This is a genomic window from Gluconobacter roseus NBRC 3990, assembly GCF_006538885.1.
GTDB lineage: Bacteria > Pseudomonadota > Alphaproteobacteria > Acetobacterales > Acetobacteraceae > Gluconobacter > Gluconobacter roseus.
Genome location: NZ_BJLY01000002.1, coordinates 284,577 through 305,558, shown reverse-complemented (window position 1 = coordinate 305,558; position 20,982 = coordinate 284,577). Strand labels below are relative to the sequence as shown.

The 20,982-nt window shown below is 59.9% G+C and carries 18 protein-coding genes and 3 pseudogenes; 18 read left to right on the top strand and 3 right to left on the bottom strand.

The features are described from left to right. Positions 1–2 precede the first annotated feature (2 nt). The 11 genes from sctJ to GRO01_RS05240 all read left to right on the top strand — a co-directional run bounded on the left by sctJ (position 3) and on the right by GRO01_RS05240 (position 9,154). The gene (gene sctJ / locus GRO01_RS05290) at positions 3–761 is read left to right on the top strand and encodes a type III secretion system inner membrane ring lipoprotein SctJ (protein WP_062508250.1); all 759 of its coding nucleotides are present in this window, start codon (positions 3–5) and stop codon (positions 759–761) included. After that, on the top strand, positions 758–1,393 hold the full coding sequence (locus GRO01_RS05285) for a hypothetical protein (protein ID WP_141306859.1): 636 nt from the start codon (positions 758–760) through the stop codon (positions 1,391–1,393). Before sctJ ends, GRO01_RS05285 begins: the two co-directional genes overlap by 4 nt. Then, positions 1,386–1,985 carry a hypothetical protein gene (locus GRO01_RS05280; RefSeq protein WP_062508246.1) on the top strand — a complete coding sequence of 200 codons (600 nt, stop codon included), beginning with the start codon at positions 1,386–1,388 and terminating at the stop codon, positions 1,983–1,985. The genes GRO01_RS05285 and GRO01_RS05280 overlap by 8 nt, the downstream gene beginning before the upstream one ends. Further along, positions 1,978–3,696: a FliI/YscN family ATPase gene (locus tag GRO01_RS05275; protein WP_231490153.1), complete on the top strand. Its 1,719-nt coding sequence runs from the start codon at positions 1,978–1,980 to the stop codon at positions 3,694–3,696. The genes GRO01_RS05280 and GRO01_RS05275 overlap by 8 nt, the downstream gene beginning before the upstream one ends. After that, positions 3,672–4,217, top strand: coding sequence for a hypothetical protein (locus GRO01_RS05270; protein WP_141306857.1), 546 nt, complete (start codon positions 3,672–3,674; stop codon positions 4,215–4,217). Before GRO01_RS05275 ends, GRO01_RS05270 begins: the two co-directional genes overlap by 25 nt. Beyond that, entirely contained in the window at positions 4,214–5,284 is a 1,071-nt protein-coding gene (locus GRO01_RS05265; protein WP_062508242.1) for a FliM/FliN family flagellar motor switch protein, read from the top strand. Before GRO01_RS05270 ends, GRO01_RS05265 begins: the two co-directional genes overlap by 4 nt. Then, the gene (sctR, locus tag GRO01_RS05260; RefSeq protein ID WP_062029803.1) at positions 5,281–5,931 is read left to right on the top strand and encodes a type III secretion system export apparatus subunit SctR; all 651 of its coding nucleotides are present in this window, start codon (positions 5,281–5,283) and stop codon (positions 5,929–5,931) included. Before GRO01_RS05265 ends, sctR begins: the two co-directional genes overlap by 4 nt. Before the next feature lie 38 nt (positions 5,932–5,969). After that, positions 5,970–6,242 (top strand): EscS/YscS/HrcS family type III secretion system export apparatus protein, encoded by a 273-nt coding sequence (locus tag GRO01_RS05255; RefSeq protein ID WP_062029805.1) that lies wholly within the window; start codon positions 5,970–5,972, stop codon positions 6,240–6,242. Positions 6,243–6,245: 3 nt separating this feature from the next. Continuing rightward, positions 6,246–7,052: a type III secretion system export apparatus subunit SctT gene (gene sctT / locus GRO01_RS05250; protein ID WP_141306855.1), complete on the top strand. Its 807-nt coding sequence runs from the start codon at positions 6,246–6,248 to the stop codon at positions 7,050–7,052. Further along, positions 7,049–8,089, top strand: a complete 1,041-nt coding sequence (locus GRO01_RS05245; RefSeq protein WP_062508238.1) for an EscU/YscU/HrcU family type III secretion system export apparatus switch protein — start codon at positions 7,049–7,051, stop codon at positions 8,087–8,089. Before sctT ends, GRO01_RS05245 begins: the two co-directional genes overlap by 4 nt. 117 nt (positions 8,090–8,206) lie before the next feature. Beyond that, positions 8,207–9,154 (top strand): hypothetical protein, encoded by a 948-nt coding sequence (locus GRO01_RS05240; RefSeq protein ID WP_062508236.1) that lies wholly within the window; start codon positions 8,207–8,209, stop codon positions 9,152–9,154. A gap of 112 nt (positions 9,155–9,266) precedes the next feature. On the opposite strand, the gene GRO01_RS05235 is transcribed toward GRO01_RS05240, so the two are convergent. Beyond that, positions 9,267–10,508, bottom strand: a complete 1,242-nt coding sequence (locus GRO01_RS05235) for a hypothetical protein (protein WP_141306853.1) — start codon at positions 10,506–10,508, stop codon at positions 9,267–9,269. Positions 10,509–10,657: 149 nt separating this feature from the next. Between GRO01_RS05235 and GRO01_RS05230 the strand changes: the two are divergent. The 7 genes and pseudogenes from GRO01_RS05230 to GRO01_RS05205 all read left to right on the top strand — a co-directional run. After that, positions 10,658–11,415: pseudogene (locus GRO01_RS05230) on the top strand (IS5 family transposase). 260 nt (positions 11,416–11,675) lie between these two features. Further along, positions 11,676–12,089 (top strand): transposase, encoded by a 414-nt coding sequence (locus GRO01_RS13815; protein WP_371857379.1) that lies wholly within the window; start codon positions 11,676–11,678, stop codon positions 12,087–12,089. After that, entirely contained in the window at positions 11,977–12,474 is a 498-nt protein-coding gene (locus GRO01_RS13565) for a transposase (protein WP_231490151.1), read from the top strand. Before GRO01_RS13815 ends, GRO01_RS13565 begins: the two co-directional genes overlap by 113 nt. 103 nt (positions 12,475–12,577) lie before the next feature. Then, entirely contained in the window at positions 12,578–15,775 is a 3,198-nt protein-coding gene (locus GRO01_RS05220) for an efflux RND transporter permease subunit (protein WP_062508229.1), read from the top strand. Then, positions 15,775–16,986 carry an efflux RND transporter periplasmic adaptor subunit gene (locus tag GRO01_RS05215; RefSeq protein ID WP_024716543.1) on the top strand — a complete coding sequence of 404 codons (1,212 nt, stop codon included), beginning with the start codon at positions 15,775–15,777 and terminating at the stop codon, positions 16,984–16,986. The genes GRO01_RS05220 and GRO01_RS05215 overlap by 1 nt, the downstream gene beginning before the upstream one ends. Then, positions 16,986–18,569, top strand: a pseudogene (locus GRO01_RS05210) (efflux transporter outer membrane subunit). The gene GRO01_RS05215 and the pseudogene GRO01_RS05210 overlap by 1 nt, the downstream one beginning before the upstream one ends. Positions 18,570–18,639: 70 nt before the next feature. Continuing rightward, positions 18,640–19,055: pseudogene (locus GRO01_RS05205) on the top strand (transposase); the annotation flags it as partial. A gap of 46 nt (positions 19,056–19,101) precedes the next feature. Here GRO01_RS05205 and GRO01_RS05200 read toward each other — a convergent pair. Further along, positions 19,102–19,695, bottom strand: coding sequence for a DUF3159 domain-containing protein (locus tag GRO01_RS05200; RefSeq protein ID WP_062508227.1), 594 nt, complete (start codon positions 19,693–19,695; stop codon positions 19,102–19,104). Beyond that, positions 19,692–20,975, bottom strand: a complete 1,284-nt coding sequence (locus GRO01_RS05195; RefSeq protein WP_062508225.1) for a carotenoid oxygenase family protein — start codon at positions 20,973–20,975, stop codon at positions 19,692–19,694. Before GRO01_RS05195 ends, GRO01_RS05200 begins: the two co-directional genes overlap by 4 nt. Between the last annotated feature and the right edge of the window lie 7 nt (positions 20,976–20,982).

Sequence of the window (20,982 nt, the reverse complement as noted above, 5' to 3'; positions counted from 1 at the left end):
CCATGTTCCGTATCCGGCGTCTGTTTCTCACCCTTCCTGTCCTGTCCCTTCTCCTCTCCCTCACCGCGTGTCAGACCGTGCTCTACACTGAGCTTTCGGAACGTGATGCGATGGAGATGATCGCCATCCTTTTGCAGCACGGGATTTCCGCCACCCGTCTGATCGCCAAGGACGGCAGTTCCACCGTGGAAGTGTCGGAACGGCATGTGGCGGATGCTGTCTCCATCCTGCGCAGCAGTCATTATCCCCGCAACGGATATGACAGCATGGACAAGATCTTCCAGCAGCAGGGCATGATCAGCACTCCCATGGCCGAGCGCGCCAAGCTGTATTACGGCATTAGTCAGGAGCTTGGGCACACGCTCAACGATATTGATGGCGTGATTGATGCGCGTGTTCATATCGCGCCTGCCGCGAGCGATCCGGTGACGGGTGTAGACAAACCGGCGACGGCATCGGTTGTCATCCGGTACGATTCCGGAACGGCTGTGTCAGGACTGCTGCCCAAGATCAAGCTGATGGTCGCCAATGCCGTTCAGGATCTGGCCTATGACCGGGTGTCCGTCATTCTTCTGCCGGTCGCGGTTGCCCATCTTGCGCCGGTTCAGACGGAATGGATGAGTCCGCTCGGCTGGACCGGATGGTTTTTCGCTTTCGCCTTCCCTGCCGGATATGGCGCCAGCCTCCTGTGGCGGCGCTTTCGCAGAAAACCTGTTCCGACCACGACGGAACTGGCCATCGTGCCGCGTGAGGCTGCGTGAGTACACCACACGGCATGGGCGCGTCTTCTGGACCAGACTACAGTCAGATGCTGGCGAGTATTCATCCGTCTCATCTGCAACTGCGCCTGCCGATGCTGCAACGTGATACGATCCAGAAACTCCAGACCTGTTCAAGGCTTTCGAACCGCCTGATTGAGATGCTGGACTGTCAGAACCTGCCGCCGGCTCATCTGCCCCAGGACGCGCTGGAAACCCTGGCGCTTCAACCCGATGACGTTCTGCAGAAGGCGGGACGACGTATGGGGGCTGTCGTTCACTGGCGCAGTCTGGCCAAACAGGTGGACCGTCAGGCGATTACGGTCCTTGATGCCGCGTTGGGCGAAGGCGTCAGGCTGTTTGGTATCCGCAACGGGGCTCACTGGGCGCAGGCCGGTCTGTCAATTCCGTCCGCAGGAACACCGACCGAACCCGACACGGACCTTCCCGGCCTCGCAAGAGCCGTCACCGACTGCGGCTGGTCTTGTCTGATCCGATGGCGCGACAGTCTGGCCGGAGATTACGGGCGCCTCGCCACGCTGAAACTGCCCGCAAGGACTCTTCTGCCCGCGGCATCAGGCGCGTACGACCCGATCATCCTGAAGGTCGCGGAAGGGATTGCCACGCATGTCTGAGCGGATGTTTTCGCGGATGCGCCCCTCCACGACGGTTTTGCCTCCCGAGGAAATGAGCGCCTGGTGCGACGCGTCCCTGGCCTATGACACCGCCATCCGAAACGCCACGATGCTGCTCTCCGCTACGCGGAACGCCTATGATGCGGAATGTCGGCGAGGCTATCAGACCGGTCATGACAAAGCCTCCGCGGAAATGGCGCGTCGTCTTCTCGTGACCGATGAAGCGGTTGCAAAAGTGCTCCGGGATTTGGAAACGAACCTTCCGGCCATTGTGACGGATGTCGTGACGGATCTGTTCGGGCGGCTTGATATCGAGAGCGCTCTTCCAGCCGTCATCAGGCATACACTGGGAAAAATCCGGCATGGCACGCTTGCCACGCTGCGGGTGGCATCCGACTGCGCTGACATCCTGCGGCCGGTCGTGGAAGACCTGACGGTCCATAATCCCGGCCTGCGTCTTGAGATCGACCCAATGCTGTCGCCCGGACGGTGTGTGCTGGAGAGCGAACTGGGCGTGGCGGAACTGGGCGTGGACGCCCAGCTTGCCGTGCTACGGGAGCATCTCAGCGCACAGTGGATACAACATGACTGACATCCCGCTCATGCCGTCCTCTCAGGCTCCGGACGACACGGTTTCCGCGAACGGCCTCATGGAGGGCGCGCGTCCGGCTGTGTCTCTCGCCAGTGCGCTGGAAGCGGATTTCGTCCGCCTGCACATGTTTCAGAGGACGGAGAAAACGCAACCCGAGCAGGACCTCCCTCCCGAAGACGCGGAACAGGCCGTTTCCCGTCCCGGTCCCGAAACACAAGACGCCCGAGCCGATCAGTCCGGAGCGTCTCTCATCAAACGCGATCCGGCTTCTGAAAACCCGGCCCCGAAAGACATGTCCCGTCTTTCCGGCGCGCCCGTGGCGCAGGACCGGCAGGCTGATCCTCTGCCCCGGATGCAGGTGAGCCGCGATCCGCCGCAGACAGCCGATCATGTCATCGCGCGAATGAAAACCCTTCTGCCCATGCTTCGCTCACAGGCGGCGGGGATCGACACACATCCGATGCAGGGACGCGTCGTGAGCGCCACTGGAACCATCATCCGTGCCATTCTGCCGAATGTAGCCGTGGGCGATCTGTGCCGGTTGCAGAATCGCGGTCGGGACTGGTCCCTGGATGCCGAAGTGGTAGGGCTGGACGGAAACGAGGTCCTCATGACGCCGATAGGCGGTCTCGAAGGGGTTTCGACGGACACGGAAGTCGTCACGACCGGAGGGCGGCGCAGCTTCCCGGTCGGCGAGCGGCTGCTGGGCCGGGTGCTCGATGCACTAGGCACGCCGATTGATGGTCTGGGACCACTGCCAGCCGGACCATCACGCTCCGTCCATGGCGCACCGCCTCCCGCGATGGAACGTCAGCCAATCGCCCGGCCGCTGCCCGTTGGTCTTCGCGCTCTGGACGGGTTGCTAACTTGTGGCGAAGGCCAGCGGCTCGGGGTGTATGGCGAGGCCGGAGCGGGCAAATCCACGCTGATGTCCGCCATCGTCAAGGGCAGTTCCGCCGATGTCGCGGTTGTGGCGCTGGTGGGCGAACGTGGCCGCGAAGTGCGCGAGTTCGTCGAGCATAATTTGGGGGCGGACGGGCTGAAAAATGCTGTCCTGATCGTCGCCACCTCCGACCGGCCCGCCGCCGAGCGCGTCGTCTGTGCACAGGCCGCCACGACAGTTGCGGAATATTTCCGCGACCAGGGACTGAAGGTCCTGTTGTTCGTGGACAATGTCACCCGTTACGCCCGGGCCCTGCGCGAGATCGGACTGGCTGCCGGGGAACCGCCCACGCGCCGCGGCTTTCCTCCTTCGGTTTTCGCAGCCCTGCCCCAGCTCATGGAGCGCGCGGGTATGGGCGTAAGGGGGTCGATTACGGCGTTTTATACCGTGCTGGTCGAGGACGGGATGGATGATCCGATTGCTGAAGAAACACGCGGCATTCTGGACGGTCACGTCATTCTGTCGCGCGCACTGGCGGCGGCAGGGCACTACCCGGCGATTGACGTCCTGACCAGCCGGTCGCGCGTGATGTCTCTCGTAGCCGATCCCCGTCATCAGGCGGCGGCCATGAAAATCCAGAGCCTGTGGGCGAAATATCAGGAGATTGAATTTCTGTTGCAGGTCGGCGAATACAAGCCCGGCGGTGACGCACTGGCGGATGAGGCGATTGCCAAAATCGGCGCGCTGCGTGGTTTCCTGCGTCAGGGCAACGACGAGCGGACGTCCTTTGCGGAGATGCTGGAATGGCTGAACCGTCTTTGCGCCTGAACCCACAGGCAGCGAAACAGCTTGTGACGCTGCGCCAGCGCCGTGCCGCAGAAGCGCGTCAGCTTCTGTCGGCGGCAACGTCGCAGGCCGATCAGCGTCTGGCGCGTCTCAATCACGCCAGCCAGACCCTGTCCGACCATCAAACACACCAGCTTCGGGTGCAGACGGAGATTGCCGCACGCGCACATAATGCGCCGGTCAGCGCCGTGCTCCTGCGTCGGGATCATGAGCATATCGAAGAGCTGGCCCGTCACGAAAGGTGCCTGAAAGACGGGATCGCCCAAGCCGAACGGGACGTCGAAAAAGCCCGTCAGCTCGCCGCCGCCACACGTCGCCTCCTGATGCAGTACGAACAGCGCGAAAAACAGGCGCGCGACCTGCTGGAGCGCGTTCTGACCGAACGACGCACGGCGCAGGAGCAGCGCGAGGAGCAGGACATCGCAGAGGTCGCCATGATGCGCCAGAGCAGCGCGCAACGCCTGCGCCAGCGCGGTACGACATCACGGTTCAGCGTTCCATGACGCTGTCTCTGCCGCGCGCGATACATCGCCTGACCCCGAGGCCGCTGGGCTATGACGCTGCGACGGCAGGTCTGCTCGGGCGGCACGACTTCGTCCTGCCCGTGGGCGAAGAGCGACTTTCGGTGCGCTTTACGCCGCCGGTCGTCGTCACAGGACAGCGGGCCTCAGGGCAGTGGAGTGCGATCTGTTTTCGGATCGGTGACAGGGAGGGGCAATGTGTTCTCCCTCACGAGAACCTTCAAAGGCTGGTTTCGCTGGCGGAGCCGAAGCCTCGCGCCCCGATGGAAGCGCCGGCGGCCCTGCTGCTGCTTGAGATGTTGCTGGATCAGGGCCTGACCGCACTGGAAGCTACGACAGGCGCGCCGATCCGGTTTACGCGGATCGAACCCGCGCAGCAGGCCCTGCCCCACATGCCCGCGCTTGGCGAGATCGGGTTTGAGGCCCGTTTTGGAAATTCGAACAGTTTCTGCGGCCTCGTGCGCCTGCCTTTGGCGCTGACGCCTGTGCTGCACCGTCTGGCACCGCCGCTTGTGCGCCGGTTTCCCGATCCGCCGGTGATGCTGTCGCTGAGGGTTGGCAGCGTTCTGGTCTCGCCCGCAGAACTCATGGCGCTCGGCCCCGGTTTCGGACTGGTCCTGGGGACGGCGACACAGGTCCGGCATGTCATCGTTGCGGGCGAGGTGCTGGGCGCAGCGGTCCAGCATGACGGCGGCAGGATTGTCTTTGAGGGCGGGTTTGCGCCTCTCGCCCGGATTTGGCCAGCAGATTGGAACAGCATGACTGAAACACCCCCCTCCTTCGCAACCAGCCCGCGCCCGGCCACCCCAGTCGAGGCCGAAGCCTCCGCCATCGAACAGCTTCAGATTCCCCTGACTTTTGAACTGGCGCGGATGCCGGTCTCGCTGGCCGAACTGAGGACGATCGGAGAAGGACATGTGATTGATATCGGCGCGCTCACAGAGCGTTCCGTGTCGATCATGGCCAATGGCCGCCGCATTGGCGAAGGCGAACTCGTGGATCTTGGGCCATCCGTTGCCATCCGGGTGACGCGGATCATCACCGCATGATCGGCTCTACCAATCTCGTCACGGCCCTCGTCCTGACCCTTGGGTTCGGCGTCCTGATCCTCGCGGTCATCACCACCACGTCGTTCGTCAAAATCTCGGTCGTCCTGTTCCTGCTGCGCACCGCGCTCGGCATCCAGCAGTCGCCGCCGAATATCGTGCTCTATGCCATCTCGCTGATCCTCACGCTCTTCATTTCCGCGCCTCTCGGCCACGACATCTACAAGGCGGCCATGGAGAGCGACCAGAAATACGAGACGCTGACGGATTATGTGGATGCCTATGAACGCGTGCAGGCCCCCGTCGCCCAGCATCTGCTCCGCTTCACACAGGCTCCCGAGCGCAATTTCTTCATGAACGCCACCCAGCGCCTGTGGCCCGAAGACATGCGCGACAGCCTGACGCCGGAATCGCTCCCGATCCTCCTCCCCTCCTTCCTGACGGGAGAGCTCAAACGCGCGTTTGAAATCGGCTTCCTGATCTATCTGCCGTTCATCACCATTGACCTCGTCGTCACCACGATCCTGATCGCGATGGGCCTGTCCCAGGTGCAGCCCAACACGATTTCGGTTCCGCTCAAGCTGCTTCTGTTCGTTCTTGCCAGCGGCTGGACACGCCTGCTGCACGGGCTGGTGATGAGCTATGCATAGGTCCTCGAAGCGCGCGCATCGGCAGGAGAACATTGCCTGTGGATGATGCGGCCCTCACGCAGGAACTCTCTTCCGCGCTTTTCCTGTTCGCCTCGATCGCGGGGCCGCCGCTGGCGATTGCGCTGGTCGTCGGGCTTCTGATCGGGCTTCTGCAGGCTGTAACGCAGCTTCAGGACCAGACGATGCCGCTGACCTTCAAGGTCGTCGCAGTCTGCGCGACGCTGGTGCTTATGGCCTCGACACTCTTTCCGCCCCTGCTGGCCTTTACCGAGCATGTCCTGACCGATTTCCCGGCCATGACGCGCTTCTGAACCGTGCCCGCCACTGACGCCCTTGCTGTCATGCAGCAGATCGCTCCCTGGCTGACATCCATCGCACTCGCGATGAGCCGTCCGGCTGGCGCGGCCATCGTCCTGCCCGCCTTTACGCGCATGCAGCTTGGCGGCCCTGTCACGGGCGCCATTGCCTTTGCGCTCGGCATTCCTGCAACGCCGATGATCCATGCCGGACTGCTGGCCGACCCACGATCCATGATGGCGCTCGGGCTTCTGGGCCTTAAGGAAATGGTGATCGGCGTGATTATCGGCTTTCTCATCGGCCTGCCAATCTGGGGCGTGCAGTGCGCAGGCGAACTGCTCGACACCCAGCGCAGCGCAACGCAGGGTCAGGCCGAAGATCCGGGGAGCGGCAATCAGGAGTCCACAACCGCCGGGTTTTTTGCCCTTGCCGTCACGACGCTGTTTGTCCTGTCAGGGGGGCTCAATCTTCTGGCCGATACGCTGCTGTCGTCCGAAATGCTCTGGCCTCCGCTCGCTCTGGCGCTGGCGCCGCAGCCGGGGTTCGGCATGGTCCTGCTGGGCCTGCTTGACCGGCTGGAAACCGTGAGCCTTTCAATAGGCGCTCCCGTCATGCTGGCGATGCTGCTGTGTGAGGCGAGCGTCATTCTGCTGATGCGCGCCATCCCGAAACTGCATCTCTATGATCTTGCCCCGAACCTGCGCAATCTGGTCTTCATCCTGATGATGTTCGGCTACTGCGCCTGGCTCGTATCATACATGAAGCATGATCTTGTCGCCTCGCGGGATGTTCTTGGCACCATGCACCAGTTGCTGAAGCCATGAGTGGCAGCAGCGAGGAAAAATCGCTCCCGGCTTCTGCCAAGAAACTCGCGGATGAACGTCGCAAAGGCCATATCGCCAAGGCTCCCGATCTTCAGTCCGGAGTGGTGACTATCATCCTGATCGGCTGGCTTCTGCTGCGGCGAAACGCGATTGCCGTTCATCTGCAAACGATGATAGATACGGTCGGAAACGCTCTTGCGATGGATTTCAGATCCGGGATCGCAAGCGTGGGTCAGGCCCTCAGGACCATTTGCCTCGAAGATGCCCTGACCCCTCTCGCTCTGGCCATCGTCACGGGCATTCTCGTCAGGCTGCTGACCAATGGCGGGTTTGTTTTCGCACTCGACCCTGTGATGCCGAAATTCGAGAAGATCAATCCGGTTTCAGGGTTCGCAAACCTCTTCAAGGCCCGGACTTTCGTGGATCTGGGGATGTCACTGGTGAAGGTCCTGTTTTTTGGCGGCGCACTGGCGCTTATCATTCATGGTGCGATCGGCGGTCTCGTCCGTGTGCCCGAGGCCGGGATTACTAAACTGCCCCGCATCCTTTCGGCGCTGCTGATGCCGATTTTCGGTGCCGCCTGTATTTTCTACATGGTTTCCGGCGTGATCGACCTGCTGATCCAGCGGCAGATGTTCCTCAAGGAAATGCGGATGACGCCCACCGAGGCGAAGAACGAACGCAAGGAAAGCCAGGGCAACCCACTCATCAAGCGCCAACAGCGTCGCCTCCAGAGCCAGGCCCGTCGCAATACCGCACAGCTTGGCCCGAAGCAGGCCAGCATCATGATCTGCGGAGACGCGATTTGCATCGGTCTGCGCTACAAACCGCCCCAGACGCCTCTTCCGCGTATTGTCTGCCGGGCGCATGGAGAACAGGCCGATATCTATCGCACAATCGCTCAGGAGAACCGCATTCCTGTCGTCTGGGATTATGAACTTGCGCGAAACCTTGTGGAGAAATTCAAGCCCGGCACAACGATCACGCCTGAATTTTTCCAGCCTGTTGCGCGCATTCTTCAGAATCTTCCGTCGTGACGTCATCTGGACGCAAATCAGGCTGACGTCAGCTTCCCATCGTAAACAGACCGTGCAGAAAAACGCGGCCATGAATCCGTTTGCCATGCCCGCTTTCAGCCGCACGATGAGGACGACATGAGCACTTCAATCACGCCCGACACCCAGAGCCTGATCCAGGAACTGATGGCCGCAATGCAGTCCGGAAGCCTCTCTTCCGGGACCGGAAGCGCGACCGGCGCAGGCCAGAGCAACGGGACCCAGAATTCGCAGGAAGAGGCCAAACTTGCGGAAGTCTTTCAGGAACTCATGGCCCTGCTGAAGCAGGGAAATCAGGAAGGCTCGATAAGCCCCGGCTCCGATACGGCAAGCCCGGCCATTTCTCCGGCTGCTGGATCTTCGGCCTCTGCGACACCCGCCACAGGATCCACCTCGTCCGCCACTCCGGCTTCAAGCGACACGTCCAGCCTCGCAGCCACAGCCGTGACGTCCGACACCTCGGGCGTCAGTGCGGGAGACGGCCCCAACACGACCACCATCACAAACACCAGCAATCACGACGAGAAAATAGGCCAGTTTCTCAACGGTGGGTCCACCACCCAGCCCACAGCCGAGATCGACCTCAAACCCGGCCAGACCGGCACGCTGAAATACGAGAATGGCCAGGGCGGCTATGACGCCGAAGCAGACTCGTCCGGCAATTTCCAGTCCACCGCCAGCCGCCTGGAATTCTATGCGGATGCCAAGGGCGTCAATAACGACGATGTCAGCTATATCGACGGACGAAACGCCTCCATCAAGGTTTCTGACGGCAACGGCAAAAGCGCAGGCGATAGCCAGAGTATTGCCAGCGACGCTCCCTCCAATGCGGTCACGAAAGATGCAGCTGGCCGTGCGACCGTGACCGGATGGTATGACGGCTCAACGCAGGACATGAAAGACGGCGGCGCCTATATGGAGTCAAAGCTGGGCACCGGGAACGCCTATATCCATCCGGATGATGATCGCAACGCGACCAGCTCCAATCCGATGACCATGGCACAGGATACAAGCCAGCATTACACGGCGGACTTCGGAGACGCCTGATCCGGCATCAGACAAAATAGCCATGAACCGGGGCGATATTGCCCCGGTTCATGGCTTCTTCTTTCAGAACATCAAACCGGAACGCCACCGGGGTGGCGTAAGCCGCTCCCTCTCAGGCTTCGCCTGTATTTTTGTGCTGCTGCACAATCGGGTCGCCCTGCCCCATGGTGTAAAGATTATAGCCATAATCCGCTGTATCCAGGCCGGTCAGAAGCCCGTTGCCGACTTTCCCGGCAGCACTCTTGAGAATGTCGCCAATGGAGGAAGCCCCCTTTTCCGCACTTTCCGCAACACTTTCGGCCGTGCGGGCCGCTGCTTCCGCTCCATCCACTTCGGGCGCGATTTCGGGAACAAAGAGCAGCGCAGCATCGCTGGCGACGCCTTCAAACATTCCGCCAAGATCTTTCAGACCCTGACTTTTGTTTCCCTTGGCAAACTGGTCGATCATACCGACACCGTCCGTCAGCGGAGAGACGACAGAAGACAGGAAATGACCAACCCCCGTCTCGAATTTGTCCCATCCTTTGGCGCCCTTCGTGCTGCCACGATCAATTGTGCCTTCTCCGAACTCCGCCTCAAAATCCGCAGCGTCCTTCTTTGAGACCTTGCCTGCCCCCATCTGTCCGATCTGGCTTCCGAGCGCTGCTGCGTCCGCATCGGAAAACGCCCCTCTGGAACTGGCAGCTTCCTCGCCCGCAACTTCCAGATCCTGCGTCGTGGCGTTGCCATTCTTCTTGCTGGCATCGCTTGAAAACTGCTGGGCCAGAGAAGGATCTGTTTGTTCCAGATCAGACATGGCCTGCTGTGTCGCGGTCGACAAAGCACCACTTCCCGCCTGAAGAACCGTTTCCTTTCCCGGTCCATCAGACGTTGTGGACTTGATGCCCTTTACGATCTGGGCAATCGGGGACGTATCTTCAAGAAATTTGAGGATCGCATGACCGGCACGGGTCTGGCCGCCCTTGATATAGCTTCCCCCCAGAACCTCTTTCGCCGCGGCCCGCTCCTTCTTGTTGATTCGTCCGCCGCCATTGTTGTTCGCAAGTGACTGGGCACCGGAAATCGCCGCAATCGCCTGACTTTTGGTCAGGTCGCCGTTCTTGTAGGCCTGAAGCTCGTCTTCGACGAGGCTGTTGCCGTTTCCGGACTCTCCCGCAGTCATGATTTTGGAAAACAGGGCCGGATCGCTCTGCTGAAGCGTATTCATCCCCTGCTCTAGATTTTCGTTATACGCTGCGTTCTTATCAGCCTTCTTCCCCGTCTTGGTACTTTCGGTGCCAGCCTGCTCCAACTCACTACCAGAAAGCTGAGCGGCAGTGTCCGTGCTTCCCAACGCAATGGTTCCAATCGCCATATTTGCACCCGATCAAGACAGAGAAATCATTCCCTTCACACACTAAATGCGTATCCTGACGTTAACCTGTCTGTACAAAACCCACCTAGGCTCAGGACCCATTGATTTTTGTAGGGAATTTTGATTCAGGCTCTGCAAGGGGACTGAAAATGAGCGACCTGTTTTGGCTGACGGACGATCAGATGGAGCGCCTGCGACCATTCTTTCCCAAGAGCCACGGCAAACCTCGTGTTGATGACCGCCGCGTGCTGAGTGGCATCATTTTCGTGAACCGCAATGGTCTGCGCTGGCGGGATGCGCCCTGGGAATACGACCCACACAAGACGCTCTACAACCGTTGGAAACGTTGGGGCGACATGGGGATCTTGGCCCGGATGATGGACGGTCTGGCTGCCGGAAAGGCAGAGCCCCAGACGATCATGATTGATGCGACCTATCTCAAGGCACATCGCACGGCTTCGAGCCTGCGGTTAAAAAAGGGGATCCAGGCCGCCTGATCGGCCGCACTAAAGGTGGTATGAACACCAAACTGCATGCGGTTACCGATCAGAACGGACGACCGCTGAGCTTTTTCATGACAGCAGGACAAATCAGTGATTACACCGGAGCCTCTGCTCTGCTGGACAGCCTGCCCATGGCACAATAGATGCTGGCGGACCGGGGTTATGATGCTGACTGGTTCAGGGATGCCCTGGAGGAGAAAGGGATCACACCCTGTATTCTTGGCCGAAAATCCCGCGGAAAGCCCGTCAAATACAACAGGTGGAAATACAAATGCCGCAACCGCATCAAGATCATGTTCGGAAGGCTCAAGGACTGGCGGCGGGTCGCAACACGCTATGACAGATGCCCGAATGTCTTCTTCTCCACCATCTGCCTCGCCGCAACCGTCATCTTCTGGCCATGAGTCCTGAGCCTAAAGCGCCACTGTGATCTGGTAGATCAAGATCGAGATAACACTTGATTGCAGCCGCTCGTCCTTTGAAGTCAGCCAAACTGATGCCCTAAAGACTTTGGGCAGGAAAGCTGGCAAAAGTATCGAAAGTTGGCAGGAGCATCGAGCACATGTTCGCTGGCAGATTAGGTCACGTTAACAAAAGACCTATTGGTCGGGGGCAAGATCTAATTCACTTCCTGCCTGTGTGGTAACGGGCAGAGAGAACAGCCATGGCACGAGGCGATCTGGCGGATCATGAATGGGTGGTGATTGGTCCGCTCCTTCCTTTTGAAAGTGGACGTTGGGCCCGCCCAGCCGGAGATAACCGCCTGTTTCTCAATGGCATGCTGCATGTTCTGCGCACAGGCTGTCCCGGGCGGGACATGCATGAACGCTATGACAAGTGGAACTCGGTCTATGTCCGGTTCCGGCGTTGGGCTGAACAGGGTGTCTGGGATGCTCTTTTACAGACCTTGGCAGATCTGGGACTGACTGATGACTGGCAGCATATGCTCGACAGTACCGTAGTCCGTGCCCATTCATCGGTTACGCGTCGGCTTTACGAGCAAAATCCACGCCCGATGCGACAATCAAGGCCGTCCTCTTGGCTTTGTCCTCACCGGCGGACAGGTCTCGGACTATAAAGCCGTAAATGCCCTGATGGCACTTCCAGCTCCGAAGCCCAGGGCCATGCTGGCTGATCGGGACTATGACAGCGACAGCTTCCGTCAGGACCTGCTGATCCATAGGATCCTTCCGGTTATTTCATCATGCAAAGGCCGTAAAACTCCTCAGCAAACAGACTGGCAACGCTATCGGGAGCGCAATCATATCGAGCGGATGTTCAACAGGCTCAAGCAAATGCGCCATATCGCAGCCCGCTACGACAGACCGGTCTCTCCTTCATCAGTTTCCACAACCTCGCCGCCGCAAGGCGCTGGATTAAATTTTTTGTCAACGCGACCTAATAAATCTTTACAAACACTCAAAACAAGAAGAATAAATAATTTATTACTTTACTCGAAATAGTAAAAAATATTCCATAAATCACGATTTAAAAGACGTTGTATTTCAACACCCATATCATCCCGGTTTCCCTTCCTTGCTGTAACCCTGTCGGGAACCGAGCTGAATGAATGCCATTGTCATCACCGCGCTGAGGCGACCGCTCACCTTTGTCGTCCTGTCGATCATGATCGTGATGCTTGGCGTCATGTCCATTTTCAAGACGCCGACTGACGTCTTTCCGAACATCAACATCCCCGTCGTCTCGGTCGTCTGGACCTATGGCGGGATGCTGCCCGAGCAGTTCGCCGGGCGCATCATTTACAATTACGAACTCAATGTGACCTCGACCGTCGAAGGCATCGAGCACATGGAGTCCAATTCCTATTACGGGCGTGGGATCGTCAACATCTACTTCCAGCCGGGGACCGATATCGGCCCGGCGGAGGCGGATGTCGTCGCCATTTCCCAGACCGTGATCCAGCAGTTGCCGACGCATATTCCCGCACCGATGGTCATGCGGCTTGAGGCCTCGTCCGTGCCGGTCATTTCGCTTCAGATCACGTCCGACAAGCAGACGCCGTCGGATCTGTTCAAGCTTGGCGTTATTTCCGTCCGGCCGCTTCTGGTCACGGTTCCGGGCTCTGTCGTGGCGCATCCCTATGGCGGTATGGACAGCTTCGTGATGATTGCGCTGAACCAGGCGCAGTTGAGGGCGCATCACCTGTCCGCCATGGATGTTCAGGCCGCGATGCGGGACCAGAACATCGTCCTGCCGGCTGGCGATCAGAAGATCGATGCGACCGACTGGATGGTGCAGACCAACGCCACCCCCACCAGCATGAAAGCCATCGGCGACATTCCGGTGAAGCGCGTGGGCAATGCCGTCATCTACATCCATGACGTGGCGGACGTGTATCGCGGCGGCCATCCGCAGACGAACGTGGTTCTCGTCAAGGGGCGGCAGGGCGTGGAGATCGTCGTCATGAAGGGCGGCGGGGCCTCGACGCTCGATGTCGTCAACGGTGTGAAGAACCTGCTTCCCCGCCTGCGTCGTATCCTGCCGCCTGACGTGCATGTCTCGGTCCTGACGGATGCCTCGACCTTCGTGAAGGATTCCATCAAGGACGTCGTGCGTGAAATGGTCACGGCCGCGTTCCTGACGGGTCTCGTCGTGCTGCTGTTCCTGGGCTCCTGGCGCTCGACGATCATTATTGCGACCTCGATCCCGCTGGCCATCCTGTGCTCCATCATCGGGCTGGGCTGGGCCGGACAGTCCATCAATGTCATGACGCTTGGCGGTCTGGCGCTGGCGGTGGGTATTCTCGTGGATGACGCGACCGTCATGATCGAGAACATCGACACCCATCTTGAAATGGGCAAAGGCCTTGAGGACGCCATCATCGATGCGGCCAACCAGATCGTGGTGGCGACCTTCGTTTCCACGACCTGCATCTGCATCGTCTGGCTGCCGCTGTTCGAGCTGGATGGCGTGGCGGGCTTCCTGTTCCGGCCGATGGCGATGGCCATCATGTTCGCCATGATCGCCTCTTTCATCCTGTCGCGGACGCTGGTCCCGACGATGGCGAAATATCTACTGACGGATCACGTCAACAGCGGTCTGCATGGTCAGGAGCATGAGGCGCTTCACATGGACCAGACGGTTGCCGGTGGGCCGCGCAAGGGGTTCCTAGGCCGCTTCCAGCAGTGGTTCGAGCGGGGTTTCACCCGCTTCCGGGAAGGCTACAACCGCATCCTGACCCGCTGCGTCGAGCGGCGTATCGCCTTCGTGGGGGCGTTCCTTGGCGTCTCGCTGCTTTCGCTCGGGCTTTATGCCACGGCAGGGCGGGATTTCTTCCCCGAGACGAAATCCGGCCTTCTGCAGATGCACATGCGTGCGCCTCTGGGCATGCGGATTGAGGTTGCGGGGCGGATCGCGGCACTTGTGGATGACCGCATTCACAAAATCCTGCCCGGCAAGGTCGAGGACATCATCAGCAATTGCGGCCTGCCGGAAGGTCCGCACAACCAGGCTTTCATTCCGACGCCCAGCATCGGAACGCAGGACTGCGACCTGACCATCACGCTCAAGAACGAGGCGTCACCGGTCTGGGATTACCGCCGTCTGCTGCGCAGGGATCTCTCGGCGCAGTTCCCGGGAACGGTCTTTACGTTCCAGCCGGCTGATCTGACGGCCAAGATCCTGAATTTCGGGGCACCGTCTCCGATCGACATTCAGGTTTCCGGCCCCGATATCCGCCAGAACTACGCCTATGCGCGCTCCATCCTCGGTCGGCTCCGGCATATTCCGGGGGCGGCGGATGTCGTGATCCAGCAGACGATGAAGACGCCGACCCTTATGGTTCAGGGCAATCGGACGTTCAGCCAGGCGACCGGCCTGACCGAGGCCGATCTTGCGAACAACGAACTGATGGCGCTGTCGGGAAGCTCCACGGTCGATCCGCAATACTGGCTGGATCCGAGCGACAACGTGACCTTCCCGCTCAACGTCTATGTCTCGCAGGACCAGCTGACCCATCTGACGGACCTGATGACGATCCCCGTGGACAAGGGCGATGGAGACCCGAGCGGAACCCAGACCCAGCTTCTCGGCGCGATCAGTGCGATCAAGGCGACCGGTACGCCGGGTGAGGTCTCGCACTACAACTCCATGCCGGATATCGACATCTATGTGTCGGCGGAAGGCACCGATCTGGGCTCTGTTCTCGATGGCGTGCACAAGGTCCTGAACGACACGGCCAAGACCGTTCCGGCATCCGCTCAGGTGGATGTCCGTGGTCAGGCTACGACCATGCACGGGGCTTACAACCAGCTTGTGCTTGGCCTCGCCGTCTCGGTGGTGCTGATCTATCTGCTGATCGTGGTGAACTTCCAGTCCTGGCTGGATCCGTTCATCATCATCACCGCCCTGCCCGGCGCTCTGGCCGGGATCGCCTGGGCGCTGTTCCTGACCCATACGCGCCTCTCCGTTCCTGCGCTGACGGGTGCGATCATGTGCATGGGAACCGCGACCGCGAACTCGATCCTTGTCGTGTCCTTTGCCCGCGAGCGGATCGAGGAACATGGCGATGCCCTGCGCGCCGCCGTGGAAGCCGGTTACGGGCGTATCCGTCCCGTCATCATGACTGCTCTGGCCATGGTGGTCGGCATGGTGCCGATGGCGATTTCCAACTCCACCAATGCTCCGCTCGGCAAGGCCGTGATCGGTGGGCTGATCGTCGCCACCATCTCGACGCTGCTGTTCGTCCCCTGCGTCTACGCAATCCTCCATAACCGTCCCGCGCGCCACAAGGAGACAGTCTGATGGCCTCCCTTTCCCGTAAGTTCATTCTTGGCGCGGGAGCCTGCGCCGTGGGCCTCTACGTTGCATTTCTCGTCGTCGACCGCGTCCATGCCGTCAGCACTCTGCGCGCCGAAACCAATGCTGGCGCCATTCCTGACGTGTCGGTCGTCTCGCCGCACCGCACCAGCCCGAAAGTGTCCCTGACGCTGCCTGGCAATATCGATGCCTGGTATCAGGCGCCGATTTATCCGCAGGTCTCGGGCTATGTGAAGATGTGGTACAAGGACTATGGCGCGCATGTGAAACAGGGCGACGTTCTGGCCGAAATCAACGCGCCAGCACTCGATGCCGAATATGCGCAGGCCAAGGCCAGCCTTGCGTCCGTCATGGCGAAATACAATCTGGCATCCGTCACAGCGAACCGCTGGCGTGCGATGGGCAAGTCCCAGTCCGTTTCCGGCCAGTCGGTTTCAGTCGCCAATGCGAATGAACAGTCCGCCAATGCCGAAGTGCAGGCTGCGCAGCGCAATGTGGATCATTTCGAGGCGCTCGAACGCTTCAAGCAGCTTGTCGCTCCGTTTGACGGGATCGTCACGGCGCGTTCAGTCAATGTTGGTGATTATGTCCATAATGGTGGCGGTGGCCTGAACGCCACGGGAAGTGCGTCCGAACTCTTTACCGTGGCGGATACGGACAAATTGCGTCTGTTCGTTTCCGTGCCGGAGGTTTTCTCGTACGTCCTGCAGGACGGCATGACCGCGCAGGTTACGGTGCCGCAATATGCGGGCAGGACGTTTACGGCGAAGTATCTGACGACGTCCAAGGGCTATGACCCCAACACGCGCACGGCCATTGCGGAATTCGTGCTCGATAATCCGGGCAATCTGCTCTGGCCCGGCACCTTCGCCTCCGTTGCCCTGACGGCGAAGAACACGGACGCCAATCTGTATGAAATCCCGAGCGGCAGTCTCGTTTTTGAAGAAAAGGGCATGCAGGTCGCGGTCGTGGATGCCACCAGCCATGTCCATTACGTCAATGTTCAGGTGGGGCGCATGGCGGACAGCTCGACGGAGATCCTGAGCGGCCTCAAGCCGACGGATCGCATCATCAACAATCCGCCTGCCGATCTGCTGGAAGGCGATGTGGTGCATGTCGTGACCCCGGCGCGGGGCTATAATGAAAGCGGCTTCGCGTCTGACACGGACTCCTCCGACAATGACGGGGACGAATGATGATCCCAGCCACCTTCCGACGCCTCGCTCTCACCGGTGGATCAGCTCTCGCGCTGATCAGCCTCTCGGCCTGCGATCTGGCCCCGACTTACAGAACCCCAAACTTTGTCGTGCCCTTAAGCTGGCAGGGATAGGCGCCTTTTGCCGTGGCGACCCCTGCGGATACGGCCCTGCCTGCTGACTGGTGGACCATGTTTCAGGACCCGCTGCTGAACGATCTTGAAGCGCGGGCTACGGCTGATAACGGGGATATCCAGGCGGCGGCCGAACGCTTCATTCAGGCACGCTCGCTCGTTGTGGCGGCACGTTCCGAACTGCTGCCCCATGCCAGTCTGGATGCGGGGGCTTCGGACAACAAGCAGTCCGCCGACCGGCTGTTCCGCAATGGCGCCACCCTGACGCAGACCAGCGAGGATTATGGGGGTCTGGTGTCATGGGAGCCTGATTTCTGGTCGTCCATCCGCAACCGCGTGCGGGCGCAGAAGCAGTTCGCCCAGCAGCGCGCCGCCGATTTCGCCATGGCGCGCCTGAGCACGCAGGCCGAACTGGCCCGCGACTACATCCAGCTGCGCGGTTATGACGCGCAGGATGCGATTTATGAGCAGTCCATCGGGTACTATGAGCGTGCCGTCAGGATTACGGAAAATCAGGTCCAGAACCAGGCGGCCCCGCGCCTTGATCTGGCACGGGCGCAGGCGCAGCTTTACACCACGCAGGCTGCCAGGCTGGACATTCAGGCGGCGCGGCAGGTCATGGAACATGCGATCGCGGTGCTGACCAATACATCGCCGTCGAGCTTCCATATTCCCGCCAGCCCAGAGTTCCATTTCATCCAGCCGACGATCCCGACGAACGTGCCTTCAACCCTGCTTCAGCGCCGCCCGGACATTGCGGCGTCCGAGCGTGAAATGGCGCAGGCCAACCGGGAGATCGGCATTGCGCGTGCGGCGTTCTATCCGCATATCGCGCTCAGGCTGAATGGCGGGTTTGAAGCCAACGGATTTGATCTGGCCAACCTGGCCAACTCGCTGTGGACCTATGGCGCGAGCCTGCACATGCCGCTGTTCGATGGCGGACTGCGCCGGGCAGAGCTCCAGAGAACATGGTCGGCGTATCGCGAGACCCGCGATACGTATCGGATGAAGGTTCTCTCCGCGTTCCGCGAAGTGGAAGATGGTCTGTCCCTGACCGAGCGTCTGACGAAGGAGAACGCAGCGCTGGAACAGGCGGTAAAGGCCAATCTCGCGACGCAGAACATGACCATGACGCTCTATCAGGGCGGTGTTGGCACCTATCTTGAGGCCATCGTCAGTCAGGAAAACACGCTGGAAAGCCGCATCCATCAGGTTGAGGTCGCAACCCGACTGTATCACGCGGATGTGGATCTGATCCGCAGCCTTGGTGGCGGCTGGAACGTAAAGGACCTCCCAACCATGGACCAGACCCTGTCCATCGCCCCGCTGCAATACGACAACCTGCACCACCCCAAACCCGTTGGAGACGTCACGGCGTCCCAGCATCCGGAACAGTTCGAAAACCTGACAGCACCTGACGCAACATCCAGTGTCCAGTCCCGCAACTAGAGCCTGTTAAGCTCATGAGCCATTGATTTGAGTTCGGTAATCTGATTCAGGCTTTGTAAGGAAACTGAAGATAAGCGACCTGTACTGGCTAACGGACGAACAGATAGACCGTCTGCGGCCGTTCTTTCCAAAGAGCCACGGCAAACTTTGCGTTGATGACCGTCGAATGTTGAGCGGCATCATCTTTGTAAATCGAACGGCCTGCGCTGGCGCGACGCGCCCCGGGAGTACGGTCCACATAAGACGCTCTACAACCGCTGGAAGTGCTGGGGCGCCATGGGGATCTTTGTCCGGATAATGGGGGTCTGGCTGCCAGGAAGGCAGAGCCGCAGCCCCTCATGATTGATGCGACGTATCTCAGGCACACCGCACGGCTTCAAGCCTGTGGTTAAAAAAGGGAATTCTGGCCGCCTGATTGGTCGCACCAAAGGTGGCATGAACACGAAGCTTTATGTGATTATTGCCATATCAGCGCGTGCGCAGGACGGTTTGGGGCATTTCTGGGCTGCTGGATGATAGATAGCCTGGCTGCTCATCCACGGAACAGTCTCAGCCGGTTCAAACCGCGGAACAACCTCTGTCCCTGGAAACTCAATGCAATCATGAGAAAGAGGGTGACTGGCCCGATTATACCCTGCAGCGCATGAGCTTTTGCGACAGGCAGATGCTGCGCCATCCACAACCAGACAAAAGCCCGTACCGCAAAATAAGCAGCCCAGACCCATGTATACGCCCGAAAAAACTTTTGTAGATCATGCAGGTCTGGGGCAAAAGGTTTACCCTGCCGCTGTTCGGCAATGTCCTGCACCAACGGTTTGCGCCCGAGTGCGCCAATGACAAACATAGCCGCAATCAGCAAGTTGGCGGCAACACTCTCAAACGAAGCCAAAGCGTCTCGTCGTGTCACGATATCCAGTGCGGCCAGTGCCAGAGCCAGCCCGTTGAACAGGCACCAGACCCGCGGAAAGCCCAAAGCACCCTGCCAGCGACGTAGACCGTCAGCCAGAACAAAAGCCAGCACCGCTATCGAGGCATAATGCTCATAGCCAAGCGCGTCACAGCCCCAGAACAGCAGCAATCCGCCGGCTTCGAGCAGAAGGGCCTTTAACGTCGCAGCCCGGCTCATCGCGACAGTTCCCCGGCCAGAAGAACATCCGGCACAAAACTGCCGTGAAAGCCGTCAGGCACACGCTGCGGCAGGATTACGGAAGCAACCGGACCATTGGCGACACGGGCGGCATCAAAAACAGCCACGCACGACGAAGAAAAATCCGGTCGCCAGATCACGCTCAGAAGCCAGCCGTCATCCGGTCTGGCGCAGGAATAGCGCGGCACGAAGACCGGCTCCGAGACCGAAGCCTGCCTTCCGAAATCGAACTGATCGACTGTTCCCTTCCTCAGATCAAGCCGTGCGATAGCCTGAAAGCCCGACTGCTGCGAATAAATGCGGCTTGTACAGTAGATCTGGTCATATTGGCTTCCGGCGAGACGATCATCGATCCGTCCGAATTCGCCACACATATCGTGCAAGGATTCGACCCGCACCGGCGCGTGATCGTTGAGCGCCACGCTCCATCTGCAGGGGCGACCCTGTTTTTGCGAGGGCGGCTGCCCGTCCGGACCAGGAAACAGTGGAGGCGTGTCATACACAAACAGGTCGAAATACAGGCGCTCCTGATCCTCCCATGCATTGGCAATATGAAAGGCGTAAACGGTCGGTGCCTCATACCACCGCACGGTGTCACCACTCCCACCACGTTCCAGCACAGCGAGATAACTGCCCAGATCAGGACGCCACGCAAAGCTGAATGTTTCGACAGACTCCCTGACCAGTGGAAAGACCGGAAGGGCAAAGTGTCGGAGTGTCACGGCTGCATCATGGATCATGCTGCTGAATGGCGCTTCAAAGCGTGTTTCCCAGCTCAGGTAACCAGACCTGTCCAGAGCTCCACAACGGACGGCACGTGATCCCAGCCCGTTCGCAGCGTAGCCAAAAAACACGAGTTCGCCCGTTAGCGGGTCATGTTTGGGGTGCGCCGTGAAAGGACCAGACGGGTAAGACGCGCCAGAACGTGTCAGCGTCGACGGCGCCAGGGCAACCGGTGGGTGTGCTTCTTCCAAGGCCATCAGTGACCCCGCATGGAAGATGGCATGCGTATTGGCTTTCCCAAGAGCATGTTCTGTCTGCGGCAGGACCCAACGGTTGCGGTAGGAACATCGCCCGTCAGCGAACGAGACGGCATGGATCATGCCATCTCCTACGAACCAGTGGCCTTTCGGCGTTCCTGGACGAGGATTGGGGCCATTCCGATACAGCGTCCCTCGCAGGCCAGCAGGCAATTTCCCCTGCCCGGAAAGTCCGCAGGCATCGATTTCCTGCGCGATCGGCGCTCTGTTGGTCACCATCATTCTC

Coding starts and splice junctions, on each gene's coding strand:
- GRO01_RS05220 (WP_062508229.1), top strand. CDS start 12,578: ATGAATGCCATTGTCATCACCGCGCTGAGGCGACCGCTCACCTTTGTC.
- sctR (WP_062029803.1), top strand. CDS start 5,281: ATGATCGGCTCTACCAATCTCGTCACGGCCCTCGTCCTGACCCTTGGG.
- GRO01_RS05195 (WP_062508225.1), bottom strand. CDS start 20,975: ATGGTGACCAACAGAGCGCCGATCGCGCAGGAAATCGATGCCTGCGGA.
- GRO01_RS05265 (WP_062508242.1), top strand. CDS start 4,214: ATGACGCTGTCTCTGCCGCGCGCGATACATCGCCTGACCCCGAGGCCG.
- GRO01_RS05240 (WP_062508236.1), top strand. CDS start 8,207: ATGAGCACTTCAATCACGCCCGACACCCAGAGCCTGATCCAGGAACTG.
- sctJ (WP_062508250.1), top strand. CDS start 3: ATGTTCCGTATCCGGCGTCTGTTTCTCACCCTTCCTGTCCTGTCCCTT.
- GRO01_RS05270 (WP_141306857.1), top strand. CDS start 3,672: ATGGCTGAACCGTCTTTGCGCCTGAACCCACAGGCAGCGAAACAGCTT.
- GRO01_RS05200 (WP_062508227.1), bottom strand. CDS start 19,695: ATGAGCCGGGCTGCGACGTTAAAGGCCCTTCTGCTCGAAGCCGGCGGA.
- GRO01_RS05245 (WP_062508238.1), top strand. CDS start 7,049: ATGAGTGGCAGCAGCGAGGAAAAATCGCTCCCGGCTTCTGCCAAGAAA.
- GRO01_RS05235 (WP_141306853.1), bottom strand. CDS start 10,508: ATGGCGATTGGAACCATTGCGTTGGGAAGCACGGACACTGCCGCTCAG.
- GRO01_RS05215 (WP_024716543.1), top strand. CDS start 15,775: ATGGCCTCCCTTTCCCGTAAGTTCATTCTTGGCGCGGGAGCCTGCGCC.
- GRO01_RS13815 (WP_371857379.1), top strand. CDS start 11,676: ATGGCACGAGGCGATCTGGCGGATCATGAATGGGTGGTGATTGGTCCG.
- GRO01_RS05275 (WP_231490153.1), top strand. CDS start 1,978: ATGACTGACATCCCGCTCATGCCGTCCTCTCAGGCTCCGGACGACACG.
- GRO01_RS05280 (WP_062508246.1), top strand. CDS start 1,386: ATGTCTGAGCGGATGTTTTCGCGGATGCGCCCCTCCACGACGGTTTTG.